Source organism: Bacillus sp. AC266, assembly GCF_979253805.1.
Genome location: NZ_CEEDEC010000003.1, coordinates 190,389 through 212,920 on the forward strand (window position 1 = coordinate 190,389; position 22,532 = coordinate 212,920).

Consider the following 22,532-nt stretch of genomic DNA (forward strand, 5'->3'; position numbering starts at 1 on the left):
TTATCGGTCCTCTTTTTTTAGCCGACTTAATTTCTCTTCTAATTTTTTTATTAAAGATGGATCAGCTTGTTCTAACTCATCTATCATATGGTTCACAACAAGATCTCCAAATTCACCCATTAATTCCTGTGTCATTTTCTTCGTTTGATTAGATAAAAATTCTTCCTTCGTTTGTGTAGTACGATACATACCACTTCTTTTCACAATATGCTTTTCTAAATGTGCTTTCTCTACTAATCTGTTCATAACTGTCATTACAGTATTAAAATTCACCGGGGATTCTTCACTTAATCTCTGTTGCACATCTTTAATGGTAATACCCTCAGTAGCCCAAACAATTTCCATTATTTTCGCTTCAAGCGGTCCGAAAAAGTGATTTAACCCTTGCTCATTTAACTTGTAGTTTTGAGTAAACATCGTATGGCCCCTTTCACACTACAGATTGTAGTATAAAATATATAGAAGGTCAAACATAAATGATATTAACTGATACTTAAATGAATCCTAATCTCCACTAATTAGTTATCTGTACCACGTTCGATTCATTGTAAACCTAACTTCTCTCCAAATGTATCATAGAGATAATATTCTAATATTTGCACACTAAATTTCTCATTACGCCCAAGTGCAAATAATTCCCGATCTTTAGCTACGATAGTATCTAATGGAATCACCACATTATCCACTATTTTTATAATTTCAATTATATTACTTTCTACGTTTACTTCTGTTTTAAATTCAATATTTTCTAATACTATATGTGAACGTCTTCCTGATGCAAAAAAAGTAAAGTTAGGGTTTTTAAAAATTCCAATTTCACTCTCTAACGGATATAAATATTTATAAATTATATCTCTGTGTCCATCCTTTATTATTTTTTCATCTTTTTCATCATCTAAATATTCTTTCACCTTCGCTGCGAACTCAAATCGAAAATCCACTCTTTCACGCTCCCTCTTTTTAGTCTACGCTAATAAATATATTAATATAATTTAACTATATTATAAAATAAGTTCCTATAAAAAGTAAAAAACACTTTTGTAAAACTTTTGGTATTCCCTGTACTTTTTAAATATAAATACTCTTTCAACATTCATTAGTACGTCGTTATATTCATTTAAACATATTGTCCCCATATTTTGAAACAATATTTTCCAGTATTATATATCAATAAAGTGAAACTTTAATCAATGGGGATTTTGTTCATCCCCCATTGATTATTAGCCCACACCAATCGGGCGTTTACGGGCAGCAGGGCTCCCACCTAACTGCTTTGCTCCAATCGAATTTTGAGGCGGGAGTTTACTGCCCGCAAATAGCGGGATAAACTGATTCTAATTCCTTTCTATCCACAGCTATCGACTCCTTATGCTATTTCAATATATTGTTCACTTTATTTCCCCTTATTCATTAAATCACAGAAGGAATGTAACTCCCCACTATCGAATTTTTACATAACAAATATTATTAGGTGGTGCTTTACTATGAAATTAGCTGTCATTGGTGGCGGTGATTTACAAGATCCAAATCACTTGCATATTAATGAACGACTTATAGAATTAACGAATAAACAATACCCAAAAGTATTATTCATTCCTACAGCTAGTCGTGATGATGAAGGATATATAAAGTTATTTTTAGCAACATTTGAAAAGCAATTACATTGTGAGGTTCAAATTTTACGCATTTCAACCGAAACACCTACTAAATATGAAATAGATGAGATGATTCATTCTGCCGATTTAATTTACCTTGGCGGTGGAAATTACGTTCACATGCTTGAACAATGGAAAGAACATAAACTAGATGAAAAGTTACTATTTGCTTTAAAACGTGGAACACTTATTGCAGGATATAGTGCCGGTGCTATGTGCTGGTTCACATCTAGCATTCGTTCAGATTATGAAGGTTCCGGTTATATAGAAAGTAGTGGCTGGGGTATTGTTAACAAAAGATTTTGCCCCCATTACAATCAATTAAATAGACTGAATGCCTTCCATACGTTTTTACAAACGCACCAAGGTAATATAGAAGGTATTGCATTAGAAGATAATTGTGCTTTATATATTACAGAAGGTTCATTTGAAATTATCGGTGAGCCAGATACAGCTTGGGAGTTTTATATGAATAATGGAGAACTCATTAGACAACATTTTGACATAACTTTAAAAAGTTATTTATAAGCATTCATAAAAAAATGTCCCTAAGTATAATGACTTAGGGACATTTTCATCTTTTAACTCACTAATCGTGTAATTCGTTTCTTCTGCCATGAAAGCTTATAATATGCATACTGTAATATTAAGCTGACGATGAATGCAGCTGGATACCCAATCCATATCCCTTCTATTCCAAGGCTCGTATGGTAAGAAAGATAATACGCCACAGGTACTTCAACAAGCCAAATTGATACAACACTGATTAAAGTTGGCCATAATACAGTACCACTTGCTCGCATTGTCGCACTAATAATTTGTGCATGACCGAAAATTAAGTAGCTCCATAATGTAATCATGATTAGACTATGAGCAATGTCAATTGTATTTTGACTTGTTAAAAATAGTGCTAAAATATCTCTTGAGAACAAGTAAATAAGAGATATTAATACACCACCAATGATATAATTCATAATAATTCCGGCCTTAACAACTTTCTGTAATCGATCAAATTGGTTCGCACCAATTGATTGCGCTGCAAAAATTGATACCGTAATGCCGAGGCTAACCGCTGGCATTTGTACATAACTTGCAACTTGGTTCACAACGCCATACGCCGCTGTTGCATCTGAACCGTACCGATTTACAAATGCGATTACCGCGATCTCTGATAATGAAACTAATATCATATTAATACTCGCTGGAATACCGAGGCGTAACAATAATTTTAATAACTCCCAGTCCATACGAAGATATTTTCTTACTGTCCCGTCTAATTGTAGTGGATGATTTTTCTTCTTTAAATACACTAGCATGACAATAAACGTAATAACTGTAGATATAACTGAAGCATAGGCTGCTCCGTAAACATCTAATTTCGGAGCTCCTAACCAGCCAAAAATAAGAATTGGTAATAAAATCATATTTAGCGCTGTACTTACGATTAAAAAGTAAAATGGCGTTTTTGAATCTCCTGTACCTCTCATAAATGTTGTATATGCAAAATATAAGAATAACACTGGCATAGATATAAATAAAATTCTTGCGTAATGCACACTTATTTCAATAATATTTTCTGGCGTTCCCATAAGACGCATAATATCCATCGCAAAAATACTACCTATTATCGCCAACACGACTCCGATAATAAAAGTAAACGTAAGCGTCGTACCAACGATAGCTTTTAAGCGCTCCTCATTTTTAGCACCAAATGCCTGACCAATTAAAATTGAACTACCAGAACCAATTCCAATTACAAATGAAACGAGTAAGAAAAATAACGGGAAAAATGCCGATATAGCTGCTAGATCATTTACGCCAAGCCATCTTCCTACTACTACCATTCCAAATAACTGTCCAACTGACTGTAATACATTACTTAAAAGTAACGGCACTAAAAACATGGACATCGATTTCCATATCGGCTTATGTTCTGTTTCTGACTTCTGTGACTCTACACCTTCTTTATCGTTATCTGTAGGTGGTTTCAAATTTCATTTCTCCTTTTATTTAAAATCTGCACGGTTAAATCCGTGCTCAAATAGTTGTAATTACTCCAACCATTTCTATACTGTTTGCTCGTCAAAGTAATTGCTTCTTCCACTCACTATTTTCAAATTCATCATAGAACTTTAACATATTTTTCGTATCTGTAATCCTCAATCTCTTTGTATAGTTGTTTTTATTATGTGCATCTATTCATTTTCTTCTCTTCATTCTTATAACTTCACCCAATATTGGCTTCCATCAGCTGTTCTATCTAAAAAACCATATTCGATTAAATATCTTCTCAAAGTTACAAAATCCGGATATATATTTTCTAAAACTGTATTTACTTCTTTTTCAGTATACTTTTTATTACTATCGAATTTCTTCACTAAATGACGTAATATAATTAATTTCCGCTTTTGCTTTTTCGGAAATTTAGAAAGCGGTCCATCCAAACCTTCTGTAAAATGCGCTGTTAAAACTTCAGCATTTTCTTCCTCTGTAATATTGTATCGATCATCCACCATCGTAGCTGTTCTATGAATCGGTACAAATTTAGTTTGAACTTTTGATTTTTCTTCTGACAATTCCATTAACGCTAAAAATACTTTCGCTTGCTTCATTTTCTCGCGCAATGTAAATCGATGATTGCGAATCGTCGATGTGCTCCCGCCATCCATTTCTTTTACAATCTCTTTATCGTTAAGTCCCATATGGAAAAACTGAACCATTTTCTTTTGCAAATCAGTTAAGCCTGTAAACTTTTTATCAAGGTTTAATAAATATTCAAACATAGATGTATGCTCATTTTGAATATGCAACTGTACAAACTTCTCTGCTTCATACAAAACTTGATTTTCTTGATAAATAACCCCTTTAATAAACGTTTCTCCACAAGCTAAACAAACATACTCCTCTGCTTCCTCGTCAAATACATACCCTTTCTTCAATTCCTCTATCGACGCATCCCAAAACTTCTCTGAAATATCACTCATACTAAACATTCCTCCAAAAGGTTTATTAAAACCATAAACAAATTACGATAACGTTTATTACCACTCCATCATCTTACCATACAAAAAGCAAACAATTCAATATTTCGTTTACCCATTTTACAAACTTTTATAAAAATATCTATTTATACGTTATAAAAAGGACTTATCCCAACAAACAGCGAATATGTTTTTAGAAACCACTTATTATTAAGATGTGAAATATGCTGTTCAATATTTAAGTGCTACAAACCTAATTCAACATGGAACCGGCATTCACACATTCCAAAACTTCAGCATTCAATTTTGACTACAAAAAAGGTGTTTCCATATACGAAAACACCTTTTACCTTTTATATATTTTATAAACAACCTCTACTAAAACTTTACTTGCTTTTACAAATACATGTTTTCGATTTCCATCCTCAACGAATCTATTTGAACAACCACTAATCATCATACAACTAATTATGACTATTACTTTAATACTTTTTCTGCAAATCATTTTATGCAACTCCACTTTTGAAAACTCCATTCAAATTTACCCCATCAAAAAAAGTTTACACGAATAATGAAACGTAAGAATATGTAATGTTGCATATTTTTACGTTTCATTACAATATTGTGATTTAATTATTTTAATGACTGGTATACCGAGGTGATTTACTTGAAATTTAAAGCGAAAAAAAATCCATTTCATATCATTTTAATCTCATTGTTTTTAGTCGTTTTTTTCATTTCTCTATTCTTTCAAAATGAGAATTCTATTTTTTTCACTCTCATGATGCTCTTAAATATCGTGAATCTCTCTTCTTTCTATTTTTCTCATTACAAAATAACGGAATCCGCCCTTATTGTTAAACATGGTTTCATACTCCGTACTGAAATTCCATTTGAAAATATACGCCACATTAAATACTCTGGTAAAAAGCTTCGTTCAGAAAATTGGACAAGACAACAAATAGAAATTCATTATAATTTATTCGACTCAGTAACATCTTTCGTACCACAAGAAGAGGAGAAATTCATTTCACTCTTAAAAGAAAACTGGCCAAATGTGAAAATAATCAATAGTACCTCAAATGAATAATTTTGTTTGAGACAGTTCAATGCTATTAGGATAACTATATAAGAATTGAATATCCTCCCCAAGTAAAACCGCTGTGTACATATTTATTCTCCCCTCAGGCTAACTCCCCAATAGTTAGTCTGTTTTTTATTACATAAAGATACTACGCCTTCATCACAAACAAACGATACGAACATACACTATTTCTAGAAAAACAAACTACTACACAAAATGAATGAAAGGTGCTTATTATGTATGAGTTAAGTTATGAAGGATGAACAGGTGAAATTATTACAAGATATGATTGTGAGTACGAAGAAGCTAGACAAGAATGGAATCGTGCTATTCAAAAGTTTCCTTTAGCTATCATTTATTGTTTTACGAAATGGGATGTTAGTAATGCGATTATTTGGGCGAGAACAAATGAAATTGCTATTCGCACTCGTTCTGGTGGACACCATTACGAAGGATATTCTGTCGGAAACAATGTCCTCGTAATTGATATAAGTAAAATGAACTGTATGCAGCTTAATGAACATAAAAATACATTAGTCATTCAAGGTGGTGCTCAAAATAAACAAATCTATGACTTTATCTCTTCAAAAGGTTACCCATTTCCAGGAGGAACTTGTCCAACTGTTGGAGTAAGTGGATACACTTTAGGTGGGGGTTGGGGCTATTCTAGTAGGTATTTCGGCCTTGGTTGTGACAATTTAATAGAGTTAGAATTAATTGACTATAAAGGTAAAGTAATTACAGCTAATGAAACTTGCCATAAAGACTTATTTTAGGCTTGTCGCGGGGCAGGTGGCGGAAATTTTGGCATCGTTGTTTCGCTAACTTTTAAGCTCCCTCCAATAGTTGATAAAGTTACTTTCGTTGAACTATATTGGCCTAACGCTTCAGTAGACATCCAAAAGGAATTTCTTCACACATGGCAAAGCTGGCTAGTAAATTTAAATAGTAAGATGACAATCGGTGCGAGCATATACAACTCTGCTGTGGAAGGACTTGCAATATATGGACGAGGTTTATATTACGGTACCCCAGAAGATGCAGCGTTCATTCTACAAGATTTACTCAATATAAACGGGGTGAAGATGAATTTACAATATATCAGTTTTCTTGAAGCAATGGCCATTGTAGAATCTTCATATCCCTCGTCTGAACAATTTAAATCTACAGGCCGGTTCGTTCATAAACAATATAACGAGGAAGAAATCGAAAAAATTATTAGTCTTATTGAAGATAGAGCTTCCGGTAGTATTTTTGCAGCTATAAGTCTCTACCCCCTTGGAGGAAAAATTCAAGATGTAGGTAAAGATGCGAGCGCTTTTTATTACCGCGATGCACATTATATTCTAGGAATCCAAACTATATGGGAAGATCCGATTGTTAAAAAGGATAATTCCCAATGGTTAGAAAGCCGATTTGACTATATAGAATCTATAACAGAAGGCTCATCCATCAATTTCCCATACAGCGATTTGAAAGATTATATGAACGCTTATTACGGGACACATGCGAACAAATTAAGAAAAATCAGTAAAAAATATGACCCTTTATGTGTATTTACTTTTCCACAAGGAATTAAAAATTAATATGCGATAAAGTGAAACTTTAATCAGTGGGGTTTTGTTCATCCCCCACTGATTATTAGCCTTCACCAATCGGGCGTTTATGGGCACAGGGCAAATAGCGGGATAAAAAGGCCAAGATTCTAAATTAAGAATCTTGGCCTCTTCTATTATTCTTTCGGAGCAATCATTTTTTTCGGATCTACAATCTCATCAAATTGCTCTTCTGTTAGTAGTCCAGATTGCAATGCCGCTTCTTTTAAAGTTAACCCTTCTTTATGGGCATGCTTCGCAATTTTCGCGGCATTTTCATACCCGATATGTGGGTTTAGCGCTGTTACAAGCATTAATGAACGATTTACATTTTCATTAATTACTTCTTCATCTGCTTCAATACCAACTGCACATTTATCATTAAACGAAACGGTTGCATCAGCTAATAAGTGAGCAGATTGCAGGAAGTTGTAAGCAATAACTGGTTTGAATACGTTTAGCTCAAAATTACCTTGGCTCGCAGCAAATCCGATTGTCGTGTCATTCCCCATAACTTGTGCTACAACCATTGTTAATGCTTCACTTTGCGTTGGATTTACTTTACCTGGCATAATAGAGCTTCCTGGTTCATTTGCAGGGATAATAATTTCCCCAAGACCACTTCGTGGACCACTTGCAAGCCAGCGCACATCGTTAGCTATCTTCATTAAATCAGCAGCTAATGCTTTTAATGCTCCATGTGCAAATACAACTTCATCATGGCTCGTTAACGCATGGAATTTATTTGGTGCAGAAACAAATTGTTTACCTGTAAACAGACTAATTTCTTCCGCTACCATCTCACCAAATTTAGGGTGCGCATTAATTCCAGTTCCAACCGCAGTACCACCAATTGCTAATTCTTTCATATATGTATTGCTATCTGCAATCATACGCTCTGTTTTTTCAAGCATACGGTGCCATCCGCTAATTTCTTGTCCTAACGTTAAAGGTGTTGCATCTTGTAAATGCGTACGACCGATTTTAATAATATGTTCAAATGCAGTTACTTTTTCTGCTAATGTTTCTTTTAATTTCGTAATAGCTGGCAATACATGATTTTCTACCGCAATTACACACGCTACATGAAGTGCTGTTGGGAACGTATCATTGGAACTTTGAGACATGTTCACGTCATCATTCGGATGAATATGTACGTCAGATCCCTTTTCTTTCAAAATTTGATTACCGCGGTTTGCAATTACTTCATTTACATTCATATTCGATTGTGTACCACTACCCGTTTGCCATACGACAAGTGGAAAATGTTCATTCCATTTTTCTGCGATAACTTCATCAGCAGCTTCCACAATTGCTTGCGTCTTCTCTTCTGATAGCTTTCCTAATTTTTGATTACTAAGCGCTGCACTCTTCTTTAAAATCGCAAATGCTTTTACAATTTCAAGCGGCATATGCTCTGTTCCAATCGGAAAATTTTCCTTACTACGCTGCGTTTGTGCTGCCCATAATTTATCAGCTGGAACTTTCATTTCTCCTAATGTATCTCTTTCAATTCTGTACTCCATTTTTTCATCCCCTTGAAAATAAAATACCTACATCTTTTATTTTAACAGACTTTCCATCAAATGATAAGAATTCTCATTGATACATATAAAAAAAATTACCTTCCGCCACCGCAGAAGGTAATTTTTTATGATGCTTGCTTTCCTTTATCCGCATCATCTACATACCAAATGAACTTGCCTGTATATCCATAAATAACTGCTAAAATGAGTGATACGAAGCTTAGCCACATAAATGGAACGTATGATAATGTTGATACACCTAAAATACCAGCCATAAAAATACCATTATCAGACCATGGAACCATACCAGAAGTCAAAGTTCCACCTACTTCTGAGTTACGTGCTAATACGCGGCGATCTATTTTTAATTTATCATAGCTTTCTTCCATAATTTTTGGTGTTAAAATAAGTGATACGTACATCGCACAACCAAATATGTTAGCTAAAAACGCAACGATTAATGTAGACAATGTTACATTACCTGCAGAATTTAATTTCTTCTCAAATTTCGATACGATTACCTTTAGAACACCTAACTTTTCAAGTAATCCACCAAAACCTAATCCGAAAATAATAACAGCTACTGAACCAAGCATACCATTAATTCCACCACGGTTTAATAACTTATCGACAAACTCGACACCAGATTGAATTGAGAATCCGTTATATGCTGTTCCAATTGCCTCTCCAAAGTTCATTCCTTGGAAAAGTGTTGCCCAAATTGCACCAATTAAAGCTCCCATAGCAATTGTTGGCATAGATGGTTTCTTCATCGCCAATAGCACAATAACAATTACCGCTGGAACAAGCATCCATATTTTAATATCAAAGTGCTTTAATAAAGATTCTTTTAAAAACTCAACTCTATTTAAATCTACATTATCCCCGCCATACATCCATCCAGCAACAGTAAACATAATGCTGGTAATAATATAAGCTGGAACGTCTAATACGAGCATAGCTCGAACGTGAGCAATAACATCTACTTTCGCCATAGAAGCTGCAAGAACTGTACTATCAGAAAGTGGTGATAATTTGTCTCCGAAATAAGCTCCTGAAAGGACTGCACCCGCAACAAGCGGAAGTGGTAATCCAAGCCCTTCACCTATCGCCATCATAGCAATACCTGCAGTTCCAACTGTTCCCCATGATGTTCCTGTCGCGATAGAAGTGATTGAACAAATAATTAAAGTTGCCAATAAGAATATGCTAGGGTGAATGAATTCTAATCCATAATAAATTAATGTAGGTACAACCCCACCAGCAATCCACGTTCCAATTAAAGCCCCAACTGCAACTAAAATAAGAATTGCTTCTAATCCATTAGAAATCCCTTTCGTAATTGCATCTTGCAATTCTTGATAACGAAATCCTAATCTTAATCCAAGCGCAATAACTAAAAACCATGAAATAAATAGCGCTAATTGAATTGGGAGATCAAAAATCGTTTGGAAGGAAAAGACGACAGCAAGAAATAGGCATAAAAGAATAATAATTTCTAGCATCGATGGTAATCTTACACTTTTCATTTTTTTCTCTCCTTACAAGTCGATAACATGATGTATGTAGTCTTACGTGTATGTAGTATACAATTAGCGAAGACAAAACAAAATTTTCATATTATTTCGATTTATTTTTCCAGTATAATATATTCACAACCCTTTCTATTGTAAAAGTAGATTGCGCTTTTCGCAATGAAAAATATAAAAAATGTTGTATTTTTATTTATTTAGATAAAAACACCTAATGAAATAAAACTTTAATCAATGAGGGTTTTATCCATCCCCACTAATTATTAACCCATAATAACCTTTTTAATATTTGCCTCAACAAAACTTTTTACTACCGCTTTCACCTCATATGTAATAATATATTTCCACATAAAAAAAGAGCATACATCATTTAATCGATGCATGCCCCTCTTTTATTTATACATATTTTGTATCTCTTCTTTATTTTTAAGTATTTCCGAAAACTTATCGCTACAACCTTTCGGAAATAAAACTCCGAGTCCATATGAATGCCCAAACTGAAAATGAGGGTATTTCACCTTGACCTCATCCCAAAACTTATACACACCGAAATCACCGTTTTTAACTTCAATATCATGAAATAATACAATACCGTTTTTCGCAACTTTAGGTAACCATGTTTTATAATCATGAGAAACAGCTTCATACGTATGATAGCCATCAATATGCAAAAGATTTATCGTTTCATCTTGAAACTCATCCAGAGCATCATCAAAAGTAGACCGAATTAAATTCCCTATATTCAGGTAGTTATCCCTCACCACTTTTTCTACTATTTGAAAAACCCCTTCTCCATATGGACCTGTATGCCCATCTCCAGCCCAAGTATCTACAGCAAAACATTTTGTGGCTAACCCACCATCTTTTACCCCCTGGCAAAAACTAAAAAATGAAGCACCTAAATGCGTACCTAACTCAACTAAAGTTGCTGGTTCTTCAAATCTTACTAAATCATATGCGAAATCTAAATGCCCACTCCACGCAGATTGTGACCGAATAATAGGACTAAAATTTTCAAATTCAAACGATGGTTTATGAGTAACCCAGTTCATCACGTATCTCCTTATACACATATTTTTAACAAACCAAATTACTCTTATCTTTATTTTTTTGGCGTCGCGATTATGATTATATTTCATAAAAAGATGATCGTTCTTAATAAAATGAAAATTTAATCAGTGGGGGTTTTTCCATCCTCCACTGATTATTAGCCTCACCAATTGGACTTTTACGAGCAGCACGACTCCCACCTAACTTCCTCGCATTCGCCGAATTTCAAGGTGGGAGTCTTACTGCCCGTTAATGCGGGATAAACAATTTTATTTTAAATTGGAAATTTCAGTTTATTGATATTCCATTCTGTGATATATTGCATATTGTATTCAATATATTTTTTAAAAAAGGAGGACTTATATATTTTATGGATTCAAATCGTTTAAAAGGAATTATTATGGTTGTAATCGGTGCTTGTTTATGGGGCTTATCCGGAACAGCTGCGCAACAACTTTTTCAGTATGAAAACGTTTCTACTGAATGGTTAGTTACAATCCGTTTGCTTATATCCGGTGCTATTTTGCTCATTATGTCATCATTCGGAGCGAACAAAAAAGAAATATTTGGAATTTGGAAACAAAAGTCTGATGCAAATAAGATAATTTTGTTCGGTCTTTTAGGCATGCTTGCTGTACAGTACACGTACTTCGCTTCTATTAAAGAAGGAAATGCTGCTGTTGCAACTTTGTTACAATATTTAGCCCCTATATTTATCACTGTATACTTACTTTTCAAATGGAGCGTTCGTCCATCAAAAATTGATTATATTTCAATTACCCTCTCATTAGTAGGTACTTTTCTCCTATTAACAAACGGTTCTGTTCATAACTTAGCTGTATCTACACCTGCTATCATTTGGGGCGTTTTATCTGGACTATCTCTTGCATTTTATAGTTTGTATTCAAAAGAATTGTTAGAAAAGTGGTCTTCATCCGTTATCGTTGGATGGGGGATGATCATTGGGGGGATTGGCGTAACGATTTTACACTTTATTTCCACAAACGAATTCATTTTATTATCAACTATGAAATATGTAAAACTAAGTACCCTCCCGCTCATTACATTTGTCGTCATTTTCGGGACACTCATCGCATTTTATTTATACTTAGATAGCATAAGATACCTTACGCCTAAAGAAACAACATTATTTGGCTGTACAGAACCACTCGCAGCTATTATTTCTTCTGTGCTTATTTTGCACGTACCGTTTCAATCTTTTCAGTTATTAGGTGCTTTTTGTGTAATTGTAATGGTGCTCATATTGAGCCAAAAACCGGATAAAGGAAAACCAAAATTAAAGCTTGTTAATACGAAAAAGAAATATATACAATGAAAGGATTGAATTCACTATGCCTGTCCCTCAAAATTATAAAAAACCAGGAAGAGTTTCAGCAAAGTCACTCGTTTTAAATCAACTGCAAGATTGGATTATAGAAGGTGTTTTACGACCTGATGAAAAAATAAATGATGGGGAATTGGCAGAAGCACTAGGAGTAAGCAGAACACCTGTTAGAGAAGCTTTACAAATTTTAGAGCTTTCTGGATTAGTTGAAATGGTACCTGGGCAAAAAACGAAAATCGCGCCTATTAAGTTAGACGACGTATCTATCATTTATGAGACGATAGCTGGTCTTCACTCAATTATAGGAAAGCAAGCACTTCAAAAAGTTACAGACGCTGATATTAAACTACTTTCCGAGATAAATGATGCTTTTCAACAATCTATACATGAAAAAGATTCAAAAAAAGCTTTAGAACTAGATATACGATTTCACAATACAATTACTTCTATTGCTAAAAACCGATATATTGAACCTTTTCTAGAAAATATGCAACTTCACATTTTACGCCTTGAATATTTATTTTTCCAAAACTTCGTGCCTGCAAGTCAATCTATTAAAGAACATCACTCTATAATTCAAGCACTACAAAAACAGGATGAAAAACGAATGGAACAAATGATGTCTCAAAACTGGCTCCGTCCAATGAAAGAAATACAAAAAATAATTTCTATGAAATAATAAAGCTGGTTACACAAAAGTGTAACCAGCTCCTTCTTTAATAATCTATATGCTATGCCTGAATATTTGCGTAATCTTCAATATGCTCGTACTCTTTTTCCAATTCCTCTAAAGATAGCTCGTATAATTGTCGGTCGCGAATCTTAAACACCCCTGCTCCAATTAACTCATCAATTAAATGTCTCTTACGATTTTCAACAGCAAAACGGAGTTGACTACTCATCTTTTAAAAAACTCCTTTCTACGATCATTGAAAATGATAATCTTTATCAATTACCACTTTTGATTATAAAAGATGATTCTTAATAAGTAAAGTAATCTTATGAAATATTTACCTTACAAAGTATTTGTGGCCACATTATATATATGTATGCCACGCGAAAAATGTTATGACACTTTTTCATACCCTTTTTCTTTCATACTTTGCAAGTTGTCTCATTATGGTTAAATTCACCTTCTATTTCAACTTGAATGGTGACATGTTCTACATGAAATTTCCCCTTTAATACATCCGTTGCTTCTTTCAATACGCTTTGCGTTTCATTACCTTCGATAATAAGATGGCAAGTTAATACTTGAAAATCTGATGTTACAGACCATATATGTAAATCATGAACTTCTTTTACAATAGTAATATTTAATAATGTATTTTTCACCTCTTCAGCATCTATGTGCTGCGGTGCACCTTCCATTAATATATGAACTGTATCACGTGTTACACGCCATCCACTTATAATGACTAAAATAGACACAAGAATACTAGCAACCGCATCTGCAGCAGTCCATCCAAAAAATTTAATAAGTAACGCAGCAATAATCGCTCCAACTGAACCTAATAAATCGCCTAGTACATGTAAGAACGCACTTCTTAAATTTAAATTACCTTTCACATCTCCGCCTCTCATTAATATCCAAGCTGATACAATATTAATAAGCAGACCAAGCACAGCAATAATGAGCATTCCATTACTAGCGATTTCAACTGGTTCCTTAAAACGACGAATTGCTTCAATAAAAATATATACTGAAATGACAATAAGAACGACACCATTACATAATGCCGCTAACATTTCGACTCGCTTATACCCATATGTTTTCGCGGCCGTTGCCGTTTTTTCCCCAAGCTTGAACGCAAGTAAACTTAAAGCTAAGGATACTGCATCACTTAACATATGCCCTGCGTCAGACAATAGTGCTAAGCTATTTGTTACAAATCCGCCAATAACTTCAGCAATCATAAAACTTGTTGTTAATAAGAAGGCAATTAATAACGCTTTTTTATTTTTTGAATGACCGTGATCATGTGAGTGTCCCATACAAATGCTCCTTTAAGTGCAATATCTGTATGTTAGTATAAAACAAATTCCCTATCTTTATCCCCCATTAACGCCCGATAGTGAATGCTACTAATCCGTAGAAGATGAACAATACCCCACTGATTAAAGTTTCACTTTATCCCGCTTCCTCTGTATACAAACTTCGCTACTTTTCAAACAAGTCCTTTTTCTCAACTAAAAACAAGACTACTTCTTTTTTATTTTCATATTGTTTACTAATGAAAGAATTTTTAAGGGGGTTACAAAATTGAAACGACTATTTCTCTGCATGGAGCGTGAACTTGTTGTAGTAAAAGAACAATATGGTAACTATGAAACCACATATCATTTACAAAATATGCAACCTACCTGTATTATGGTTGATCCATTCCAAACAAATCGTGTTTATTGCGGCACATTTGGACGAGGTTTATGGCTAAGTGACGATGGCGGGGATTCGTGGAGACCAATTGGTGATTCATATCGTTACTTTGATTTCCCTAAAGAGGATGGTATTTTACACTCTTCTATTACTTCTATAACGATAAGCTCAAATGAACAAGTTAACGGCTACGGCGTCGTTTATGTCGGCACAGAACCGAGTGCTTTATTCCGTTCAGAAAATGGTGGTGAAACGTGGACTGAACTTAAAAATATGAAATCATTATTATCTTCCTATACGTGGGCTTTTCCGCCTAGACCTTTTACCCATCACGTACGCTGGATTACAGTTGATCCAAACAATCCAAATACACTCCATGTTTCAATCGAAGCTGGTGCTGTTATTCAAAGTAATGATAAAGGGCATACATGGATTGATAAAAAATTCGGTGCTCCTATCGATGCTCATCAATTACTCATGCACCCTGAAGCCCCAAATCGCCTTTATGCATCATGTGGTGACGGATTTATGGGCGGACCTGATCGTGCATATCTTGAAAGTTATAACAGTGGAAACAGCTGGATCTCATGTAGTGACGGACTTGAGCATCATTATTTATACAGCATGGCTATCGATCCGGCTGATTGCGATACAATTCTCGTTTCTGCCGCACCAAGTGCCGACCTTGCTCATCACCGTATTCCTTATGAATCTTATATTTATCGGAAAACGAAAGATACTCCGTTCCAGCAAGTACAGCAAGGTCTACCATCTGCAATTGGTACAGTCATTTCGATGTTTGCTACAAATCCAGCCGAACCACATACGTTTTACACTTTAAATAACAATGGCATCTTTCAATCCACTGATAGCGGCGAAACGTGGGAACAGCTAAACATTACATGGAAAGATGAGTATAAAACGCAGCATCCGCATGCATTGCTCGTTACTAGTTTTTAACGAAAAAGAGACTGCCTAATGTTTTTAGGCAGTCTCTCTTTTATTTCTTTAAATCAATTACAATATCATCTAGAACAATATCTTTACTTTACTCTTCGCTTCTTTTTTCGGCACTTCAATTTTCTTCTCTTTTCCATTCACATATTCCACTCCACCATGATTTTCAGGTGTATGAACTCGCAAGTGCACACGAGGTGTAACGATAAGCTTTGTAGCATTTTCGTTTAACTTTTGGAATGTAGCACTCCAACTACTTTTATGTGGTTCTGCTACTGTACCAGTTCCTCCATTTCCTTCACCTGCATATTTATTTCCTAAATCATCTTTTATTTCTAATTCCACATCCGCGCTATCCCATATACTTCGTAATGCCTTAGATTCTTCTTGATTGTAAAAAACGATAAAGGACATCGGGGTTACTTCCATTTTGTCTATATTTACTTTTATTAATTCATTTTCAGAAACCCTATTGAGCTTTACTTCCTTACTATTCATTGCTTTTAAACTAAGTGCGAAATTCCAGTTCCCTTTAATTGAATTACCTTTATAATCCATCTCAATTTCTTCCATATCCCACCAAACATTTGCAACATCTAACCTTTTACTACTATTACCACTCATCGTAGTCATACCTACGTATTTTCCCTCTCCAACTTTTGAAACGTTCGAACTACCTCCTCCGCCATTAAAGCCCATAACTTGCGGACTTCCAAATAGGAACGGTTTCTCTCCTAAATCTTTTTCACTCTCAATAGAATATGTGATTGTAATTGTTCTACCATCGAACACAGCATCATTAATTGTAACTTTAACCCCATTACTCTCTCTCGTCATATTCAATTCAGTCGAAAACTCTTTATAATTTTCATATAATCCTGTTCTACCGTTATCTAAAAAGCGGAATATGTCACCTACAATTGGCAATCCTCCAGCATATGTAGGAAATCCGATACCGAGTGTTACAACTGATAATCCTACTAAAATGGATGCAGCAGCAACACTTTTTTTCCAACTTTTCATCTTTTTCTTCGTACGCATCGATTGTTTTACATTGCGTTTTACTTTTTCTTTTTCAATTTCAGAAGCCTCAATTTCCTCAAGTTCTTTTTCATCTATATCAATATCATTTAATAGTTCATAAATGTCTTTCATATTGCACTACCTCCAAAACTAATATTCGTAGCATTTTGTTGTAGTTTCTTTTTTCCCCGGTACACACGATTATCGATCGCCGCCCTGGTTAATCCTAACTTGTCACCGATTTCCTCTGTCTTCATACCGAGAAGATATTTCATAACGAACACCTTTTGATCTAACGGTTCTAATTGATTAATAAGCTTCAATAACTCTTCCCTATCTTCCATAACGATTAATTCATCTTCTGCCGATTTTTCTGTACTAATATGAAACTCATCTGAAATAATTTCTACTGTTCTAGTCGCTTTCCGGTAATAATCAATCGCCTTAAACTTTGCAATCGCTGCAATCCATTTTTTAAAATCACTCGGCTCTCCATGAAACTTATTTGCGTTATTCCAAATGGAAAGAAATATATCATTTACACATTCCTCTATCAATCCATCATTTTGAGCTGGAAGAAGTACTTTGTGCGTGATTCCTTTTATGAGTGGTAAGTATGTATCGACAACAAATTCTAGCGCATCTTCTTTTTGCCGCTGTAATCTTTTTATAAAATTTTTCTCATTTGATTTCATGTAGCGATTCCCCTTATTTTTTGTAAAAGCTTTTACACCCTATATAACGTCTAAAAAAATATTTTCTCTCATCTTTTTTATTTTTTGTATGTAATGGAATACTTTTCCTTAGCCATTGTCTCATATAAATATAGGCTTGAAGAAAATTTTCTCAAGTCTGTAATTCAATTAGTGTAGTACACTATTTATGCAGACACTCTTTAACCTGGTGTACATTTCATTTAATTAATCTACTTTTATAATTTTAAATTAGGAGATGAGATTTGTATGTGTGGAATTACAGGTTGGGTAGATTGGAAGAAAGATCTTTCAAATGAACATGTTATTTTAGAAAAGATGGCGAATAGTATTCAGCATCGCGGTCCTGATGCTGAAGGATTTTGGTTTTCACCTCATGCGGCTTTTGCACACCGACGTTTAATTGTTATTGACCCAGAAGGCGGGACGCAGCCAAAAACATTCCATACCGGTGATTATACGTATGCTCTTACTTATAATGGAGAAATTTATAATTTTCGTGAACTGAGAGCACAGCTTCGAAAATGTGGTCATGCATTTGAAACGCATTCAGATACAGAAGTATTACTACATGCTTATTTAGAATGGAAAGAAGACTGCGTACAACATTTAAACGGAATTTTCGCTTTCGCCTTATGGGATGATCAGAAGCAACAACTGTTTTTAGCACGTGATCATTTAGGCGTAAAGCCACTCTTTTATACAGAAAGAAATGACAGTATTATTTTCGGATCTGAAATAAAAGCATTATTAGCTCATCCATCTGTTCCTGCTGAAATTGATGCGGACGGCATAAATGAAATATTTGGATTAGGCTTATTTCGAACTCCAGGATGTGGCGTCTTTAAACATATTCAAGAAGTTCGTGCTGGACATTCTATAACATTCACACGTGATAAAAAAGTAGTTCAAAAGTATTGGAATTTAGAAAGTAAGATTCATACAGATTCTACTGATGATACATCATCACATATTTTATCTATTTTACAAGATACAGTAAAAAGACAATTAATTGCCGATGTTCCTCTCGTCTGTATGTTATCAGGCGGATTAGATTCTAGTGGTATTACTGCACTGGCAGGTAAAGAATTTAGAGAGGAACACAAAACACTTCACACATATTCAATCGACTTTTTAAATAGCGCGAAAGATTTCGAACTGACATTTGCTCGCACTGGTTTAGACGCTCCTTGGGTAAAACGTGTTTCTGAACATGTAGGGACATCGCATCATGACATTATTGTGAATGCTGAAGAGTTAGCAAATCACTTATTCGTTCCCCTTCACGCGAAAGATTTACCCAGTGCTGGTGAAATGGAAACTTCACTTTATTTACTATTTTGCGAAATGAAAAAAGATGCAACCGTAGCTTTATCTGGAGAATCTGCTGATGAAGTATTCGGGGGATATCCTTGGTTTCATCAAGAAGAACTATTATATGTAGATAAGTTTCCGTGGTTAACAAACTGGAAAAACACATCTTCTCTATTATTAAACGACGTAACAACTCAATGTAATCCTGAGCAGTACATTAATAAACGATTCCATGAGGCTGCTCTTGAAGTACCTACTCTTGAAGGTGAAAGTAAAAAATCCGCGAAACAACGTCAAATGTTTTATTTATTTTTAACACGATTCCTTCCGTTCTTACTCGACCGTAAAGACCGTATGAGTATGGCTGTAGGATTTGAAGTTCGTGTACCGTTTTGCGATTATAGATTAGTTGAATATTTATGGAACGTTCCTTTCAATATTAAAAGTATTGATAATATCGAAAAGGGAATTTTACGTAGAGCGCTGAAACCAGCTTTACCTGATGATGTGCGAAATAGAAGAAAAAGCGCTTACCCTACTTCACAGGATCCACACTATTTACAAACAATCCGCAATTTAACGCTTGATATGTGCAGTAATAAAAACAATCCTGTTTTCTCACTCATTAACCATTCCATATTACTTGCAATTGCTGATCAAAGTAACAAAGAGATTACCAATTTTGAAGCAAGAAGTGCTATGGAGTATATGCTACAAGTAAATGAATGGTTAAAAACGTATCATATTCATATTGCTTAACAAAAAAGAGTTCAAGGACAAAAATCCTTGAACTCTCTTTCATTTATTAATTGGCACATTGTCTATTTTCAGTATCGATGGACCATCCAATAATAGTGGCACAATCTCTACCTTTCCACTGAAGTACATTTGTTAATACAGGCTCAATCTGTAAACAAGATCCGTCGTGTAATATTTCTACTAAAGATTGATCATCATCAAACTTTAGTTTATCACACTCTAAAATACCATCCGTTGCCATTACAATGTGATTCTGACCTTTTTCTAATCCCCTTACCCCTGATGTAAAACAAGGTGTATTCGCTGCAAAAACATTTTTTCTTCCTATATACTCATAGTTCTTACGCTTATTTAGCCTACCTTTTCCATTTTTCGTTTGCTCTGAATGGAATAAATACGCGAAGCAATCACCAACTGATAGCCAATATAAGAACTCACCTTTTCGTAAACAAATTAAACATGCAAGTTCCTTATCATCTTGGTCACATTTCTCGATAAAGAGCTCATCTGTAAATAACGCTAATAAATACATATGTGTATGATGAAATGCTAAATGGATTGGGTATGAAAATAACTCTTTTAGTTTTTCTTCTCTTTCTGAAATCGCTTCTATTATATAATGTATATTTTTCGTTTTATGATGTGTATCAAAAATCATAACAAATTCAAATTCTAATTTCGGATCCCACCAAGCTAGCACTGCATCTCCTCTTTCATATGCATCACTCTCTTGATTTCCTCCATATACGCCGACTGAAAGAGGACCACATTTTTCAACATGTATTTGATCTACATACATCTTTTCATGACTAATCCATTTAAATGTATTCACAGCTATCATCCTCTCTCTTGCTAAATGTATACCTTTACACATAGATTACCTTATATTTCAATAAAAATAAACTTTTTCAACATTTTTAATGAAAATAAAAGGATTTCACTTCTTAATCAACGAATATATCTTACTATACGATATAAAAATAGGAGGATTTATCATTATGAAAGACATTAATCAACATTGGGAAAGTATTTATTATCACTTACGATATGAATATGAAGACAACCTTTCTCACCAAGCTATTCGTATTTTACAAATCGTTTCTCGTGAGAAAGATATAACAATTGGAAAAGTTGCTACTGAGCTTAGTCTCTCTCATAACACAGCATCTGAACACGTAAAGCGCCTTATTCAAAAAGGATTTATTATAAAAGAAAGAAACAAACACGATGAAAGGGTTGTAAACCTTACTTTAACGAAAGAAGGCATTGAAGTATTAGAAAAGCATACTTTACTAGATAAAGAAAAGATAAAAATATTAGAATCACAGTTATCAAAAGAAGAACAACAATTAATTGAAAAAGCCTTTTCGTTATTAGCGAAGGAGGCAAAATATGCATTTCCTCGTTAAAGTAATCGTTTCGGCACTTATTATCGGCGTTATTACTGAAGTCGCTAAACATTATAGTACGATAGGCGGCTTTATCGCTGCCCTTCCACTCGTTAGTTTACTAAGCCTATTTTGGATTTCTTTCGAAGGTGGGAGTAAACAAGAATTAAGTCAATTCGCTTTAGGCGTATTATATGGATTTCCTGCATCCGCACTACTATTATTTATTGTTTATATCGGTTTAAAGAACTCCTTTTCACTTAGTACATCTATACTCTTCGGCATATGTGCTTGGTGTATCGTCTTTACTTGCCAAAAAGTATTTCAAGCTTAGGGGGAATTACTATTAATAGATCAATAGAGATATTTGGACAAACTGTAGAAGTATATATAAGAGGTAACAGTAAACAAACTGTAGTCATTCAAACAGGAATGAGTTGCTCATTTTATGATTGGCTCCCTATTATAGAAGAGCTTTCACAACACTTTACAGTTGTTTCATACCATCGCCCAGGTTACGGAAAAAGTGAGCTAGGAAATACTCCACGTACAGCAAGGCAAGTTACAAAGGAACTACATATGTTACTAAACAAACTACATATTCACAAGCCAATCATTCTAATCGGCCATTCCTATGGAGGGTTATGTGCACAACATTTTGCAATGTTACATGAAGATAGGCTGCAAGCACTTCTTTTAGTTGATTCTACTTCCATGAACTTACACCGATTAGATGAGCTTCATTTACCAGTTTCTGATCAAACTGATTCTGATGATATGTGGCTACAAAAATATTATACTTACTCCAACATGGATGCAGACGCACTTTATAATGAACTAAAATCTATGCTCGTCAATACAACAAAACAGCATATCAAATTTTCTACCTCTCCTTCATTATATAAAGCGACAGCTTCTGAACTGTCCGAGTGGAAAAATTGTGCTCGCTCAATAAAAAAACAACATAAAACATTAGAAATACCATTAATCGTTATCAGTAGAGATCCTCAATATTCTATTGCTCAATTGATTGAGGGCGGTATGCCAAAAGAAGAAGCTACACAACTTGAAGATATGTGGCAAGAACTTATTCGTGAACAATTAAATCTCTCAATAAACAGCCAATACATTTTGGCTGAACATGCTAGTCACGGGATAGAAAACGATCGTCCAGATGCTATCATTGAAGCCATTCACTTATTGTAAATAAAAAAAGGAAGCAACTAAAGCTGC

Annotated in this window: 21 protein-coding genes and 2 pseudogenes; 10 read left to right on the forward strand and 13 right to left on the reverse strand. The window is 34.4% G+C overall.

Going from position 1 to position 22,532, the window contains the following annotated elements; all coding sequences use genetic code 11:
- Entirely contained in the window at positions 1-417 is a 417-nt protein-coding gene (locus AC0IXC_RS14130) for a BlaI/MecI/CopY family transcriptional regulator (RefSeq protein ID WP_002031086.1), read from the reverse strand.
- Between the two features lie 125 nt (positions 418-542).
- Positions 543-941: a DUF3942 family protein gene (locus tag AC0IXC_RS14135; protein ID WP_098632135.1), complete on the reverse strand. Its 399-nt coding sequence runs from the start codon at positions 939-941 to the stop codon at positions 543-545.
- 543 nt (positions 942-1,484) lie between these two features.
- Between AC0IXC_RS14135 and AC0IXC_RS14140 the strand changes: the two genes are divergently transcribed.
- Entirely contained in the window at positions 1,485-2,183 is a 699-nt protein-coding gene (locus AC0IXC_RS14140; protein ID WP_471652978.1) for a Type 1 glutamine amidotransferase-like domain-containing protein, read from the forward strand.
- A 53-nt stretch (positions 2,184-2,236) separates the two neighbouring features.
- Here AC0IXC_RS14140 and AC0IXC_RS14145 read toward each other — a convergent pair whose 3' ends face one another.
- The 3 genes from AC0IXC_RS14145 to AC0IXC_RS14155 all read right to left on the reverse strand — a co-directional run bounded on the left by AC0IXC_RS14145 (position 2,237) and on the right by AC0IXC_RS14155 (position 5,171).
- Positions 2,237-3,646 carry an MATE family efflux transporter gene (locus AC0IXC_RS14145; RefSeq protein WP_471652979.1) on the reverse strand — a complete coding sequence of 470 codons (1,410 nt, stop codon included), beginning with the start codon at positions 3,644-3,646 and terminating at the stop codon, positions 2,237-2,239.
- Between the two features lie 228 nt (positions 3,647-3,874).
- Entirely contained in the window at positions 3,875-4,639 is a 765-nt protein-coding gene (locus AC0IXC_RS14150) for a DUF2087 domain-containing protein (RefSeq protein ID WP_002086396.1), read from the reverse strand.
- A 343-nt stretch (positions 4,640-4,982) separates the two neighbouring features.
- Complete coding sequence (locus AC0IXC_RS14155) at positions 4,983-5,171, reverse strand: hypothetical protein (RefSeq protein WP_012260704.1); 189 nt, start codon at positions 5,169-5,171, stop codon at positions 4,983-4,985.
- Positions 5,172-5,303: 132 nt separating this feature from the next.
- Between AC0IXC_RS14155 and AC0IXC_RS14160 the strand changes: the two genes are divergently transcribed.
- Both AC0IXC_RS14160 and AC0IXC_RS14165 read left to right on the forward strand, forming a co-directional pair.
- Positions 5,304-5,726: a PH domain-containing protein gene (locus AC0IXC_RS14160; protein WP_033708974.1), complete on the forward strand. Its 423-nt coding sequence runs from the start codon at positions 5,304-5,306 to the stop codon at positions 5,724-5,726.
- Positions 5,727-5,992: 266 nt separating this feature from the next.
- Positions 5,993-7,306: pseudogene (locus AC0IXC_RS14165) on the forward strand (FAD-binding oxidoreductase).
- Between the two features lie 146 nt (positions 7,307-7,452).
- Here the strand turns inward: AC0IXC_RS14165 and fumC are convergent.
- From fumC to AC0IXC_RS14180, 3 genes are all read right to left on the reverse strand, one after another.
- The gene (gene fumC, locus AC0IXC_RS14170; protein WP_002035171.1) at positions 7,453-8,841 is read right to left on the reverse strand and encodes a class II fumarate hydratase; all 1,389 of its coding nucleotides are present in this window, start codon (positions 8,839-8,841) and stop codon (positions 7,453-7,455) included.
- A gap of 125 nt (positions 8,842-8,966) precedes the next feature.
- Positions 8,967-10,370, reverse strand: coding sequence for a Na+/H+ antiporter NhaC (gene nhaC / locus AC0IXC_RS14175; protein ID WP_002135474.1), 1,404 nt, complete (start codon positions 10,368-10,370; stop codon positions 8,967-8,969).
- A gap of 395 nt (positions 10,371-10,765) precedes the next feature.
- Complete coding sequence (locus AC0IXC_RS14180; RefSeq protein ID WP_002030981.1) at positions 10,766-11,425, reverse strand: class I SAM-dependent methyltransferase; 660 nt, start codon at positions 11,423-11,425, stop codon at positions 10,766-10,768.
- Between the two features lie 368 nt (positions 11,426-11,793).
- Between AC0IXC_RS14180 and AC0IXC_RS14185 the strand changes: the two genes are divergently transcribed.
- Both AC0IXC_RS14185 and AC0IXC_RS14190 read left to right on the forward strand, forming a co-directional pair.
- Entirely contained in the window at positions 11,794-12,759 is a 966-nt protein-coding gene (locus AC0IXC_RS14185; protein WP_016103098.1) for a DMT family transporter, read from the forward strand.
- Positions 12,760-12,775: 16 nt separating this feature from the next.
- The gene (locus tag AC0IXC_RS14190; protein WP_002030983.1) at positions 12,776-13,447 is read left to right on the forward strand and encodes a GntR family transcriptional regulator; all 672 of its coding nucleotides are present in this window, start codon (positions 12,776-12,778) and stop codon (positions 13,445-13,447) included.
- Positions 13,448-13,499: 52 nt separating this feature from the next.
- Here AC0IXC_RS14190 and fbpA read toward each other — a convergent pair whose 3' ends face one another.
- Positions 13,500-13,670 carry a Fur-regulated basic protein FbpA gene (fbpA, locus tag AC0IXC_RS14195; RefSeq protein ID WP_002012091.1) on the reverse strand — a complete coding sequence of 57 codons (171 nt, stop codon included), beginning with the start codon at positions 13,668-13,670 and terminating at the stop codon, positions 13,500-13,502.
- Positions 13,671-13,863: 193 nt separating this feature from the next.
- Positions 13,864-14,763, reverse strand: coding sequence for a cation diffusion facilitator family transporter (locus AC0IXC_RS14200; RefSeq protein WP_002012090.1), 900 nt, complete (start codon positions 14,761-14,763; stop codon positions 13,864-13,866).
- A gap of 268 nt (positions 14,764-15,031) precedes the next feature.
- Here AC0IXC_RS14200 and AC0IXC_RS14205 point away from each other — a divergent pair, with 268 nt between their 5' ends.
- Positions 15,032-16,105: a beta propeller repeat protein gene (locus AC0IXC_RS14205; RefSeq protein WP_326996415.1), complete on the forward strand. Its 1,074-nt coding sequence runs from the start codon at positions 15,032-15,034 to the stop codon at positions 16,103-16,105.
- A gap of 40 nt (positions 16,106-16,145) precedes the next feature.
- On the opposite strand, the pseudogene AC0IXC_RS14210 reads toward AC0IXC_RS14205, so the two are convergent.
- Positions 16,146-17,257, reverse strand: a pseudogene (locus tag AC0IXC_RS14210) (DUF4179 domain-containing protein).
- Entirely contained in the window at positions 17,254-17,820 is a 567-nt protein-coding gene (locus tag AC0IXC_RS14215; protein WP_471652980.1) for a sigma-70 family RNA polymerase sigma factor, read from the reverse strand. The pseudogene AC0IXC_RS14210 and the gene AC0IXC_RS14215 overlap by 4 nt, the downstream one beginning before the upstream one ends.
- A 267-nt stretch (positions 17,821-18,087) precedes the next feature.
- Between AC0IXC_RS14215 and asnB the strand changes: the two genes are divergently transcribed.
- Positions 18,088-19,911 (forward strand): asparagine synthase (glutamine-hydrolyzing), encoded by a 1,824-nt coding sequence (gene asnB, locus AC0IXC_RS14220; RefSeq protein ID WP_471652981.1) that lies wholly within the window; start codon positions 18,088-18,090, stop codon positions 19,909-19,911.
- 46 nt (positions 19,912-19,957) lie between these two features.
- On the opposite strand, the gene AC0IXC_RS14225 is transcribed toward asnB, so the two are convergent.
- Positions 19,958-20,785 (reverse strand): PP2C family serine/threonine-protein phosphatase, encoded by an 828-nt coding sequence (locus AC0IXC_RS14225; protein ID WP_326996412.1) that lies wholly within the window; start codon positions 20,783-20,785, stop codon positions 19,958-19,960.
- A 124-nt stretch (positions 20,786-20,909) separates the two neighbouring features.
- On the opposite strand from AC0IXC_RS14225, the gene AC0IXC_RS14230 reads away from it, so the two are divergent.
- From AC0IXC_RS14230 to AC0IXC_RS14240, 3 genes are read left to right on the forward strand one after another with little or no spacing between them, the layout of a single operon-like run.
- Complete coding sequence (locus tag AC0IXC_RS14230) at positions 20,910-21,320, forward strand: MarR family winged helix-turn-helix transcriptional regulator (RefSeq protein ID WP_002030991.1); 411 nt, start codon at positions 20,910-20,912, stop codon at positions 21,318-21,320.
- Positions 21,304-21,633, forward strand: coding sequence for a DUF3147 family protein (locus tag AC0IXC_RS14235; RefSeq protein WP_002086410.1), 330 nt, complete (start codon positions 21,304-21,306; stop codon positions 21,631-21,633). Before AC0IXC_RS14230 ends, AC0IXC_RS14235 begins: the two co-directional genes overlap by 17 nt.
- Positions 21,585-22,505: an alpha/beta fold hydrolase gene (locus AC0IXC_RS14240; RefSeq protein WP_088039143.1), complete on the forward strand. Its 921-nt coding sequence runs from the start codon at positions 21,585-21,587 to the stop codon at positions 22,503-22,505. The genes AC0IXC_RS14235 and AC0IXC_RS14240 overlap by 49 nt, the downstream gene beginning before the upstream one ends.
- The last annotated feature ends 27 nt before the right edge of the window (positions 22,506-22,532 follow it).

Bases quoted from the DNA above. Each gene is read 5' to 3' on its own strand.
- AC0IXC_RS14130 (WP_002031086.1), bottom strand. From the start codon at position 417: ATGTTTACTCAAAACTACAAGTTAAATGAGCAAGGGTTAAATCACTTT.
- AC0IXC_RS14140 (WP_471652978.1), top strand. From the start codon at position 1,485: ATGAAATTAGCTGTCATTGGTGGCGGTGATTTACAAGATCCAAATCAC.
- AC0IXC_RS14150 (WP_002086396.1), bottom strand. From the start codon at position 4,639: ATGAGTGATATTTCAGAGAAGTTTTGGGATGCGTCGATAGAGGAATTG.
- AC0IXC_RS14155 (WP_012260704.1), bottom strand. From the start codon at position 5,171: ATGGAGTTTTCAAAAGTGGAGTTGCATAAAATGATTTGCAGAAAAAGT.
- fumC (WP_002035171.1), bottom strand. From the start codon at position 8,841: ATGGAGTACAGAATTGAAAGAGATACATTAGGAGAAATGAAAGTTCCA.
- nhaC (WP_002135474.1), bottom strand. From the start codon at position 10,370: ATGAAAAGTGTAAGATTACCATCGATGCTAGAAATTATTATTCTTTTA.
- AC0IXC_RS14180 (WP_002030981.1), bottom strand. From the start codon at position 11,425: ATGAACTGGGTTACTCATAAACCATCGTTTGAATTTGAAAATTTTAGT.
- AC0IXC_RS14185 (WP_016103098.1), top strand. From the start codon at position 11,794: ATGGATTCAAATCGTTTAAAAGGAATTATTATGGTTGTAATCGGTGCT.
- AC0IXC_RS14190 (WP_002030983.1), top strand. From the start codon at position 12,776: ATGCCTGTCCCTCAAAATTATAAAAAACCAGGAAGAGTTTCAGCAAAG.
- fbpA (WP_002012091.1), bottom strand. From the start codon at position 13,670: ATGAGTAGTCAACTCCGTTTTGCTGTTGAAAATCGTAAGAGACATTTA.
- AC0IXC_RS14200 (WP_002012090.1), bottom strand. From the start codon at position 14,763: ATGGGACACTCACATGATCACGGTCATTCAAAAAATAAAAAAGCGTTA.
- AC0IXC_RS14215 (WP_471652980.1), bottom strand. From the start codon at position 17,820: ATGAAATCAAATGAGAAAAATTTTATAAAAAGATTACAGCGGCAAAAA.
- asnB (WP_471652981.1), top strand. From the start codon at position 18,088: ATGTGTGGAATTACAGGTTGGGTAGATTGGAAGAAAGATCTTTCAAAT.
- AC0IXC_RS14225 (WP_326996412.1), bottom strand. From the start codon at position 20,785: ATGTGTAAAGGTATACATTTAGCAAGAGAGAGGATGATAGCTGTGAAT.
- AC0IXC_RS14230 (WP_002030991.1), top strand. From the start codon at position 20,910: ATGAAAGACATTAATCAACATTGGGAAAGTATTTATTATCACTTACGA.
- AC0IXC_RS14235 (WP_002086410.1), top strand. From the start codon at position 21,304: ATGCATTTCCTCGTTAAAGTAATCGTTTCGGCACTTATTATCGGCGTT.
- AC0IXC_RS14240 (WP_088039143.1), top strand. From the start codon at position 21,585: ATGTGCTTGGTGTATCGTCTTTACTTGCCAAAAAGTATTTCAAGCTTA.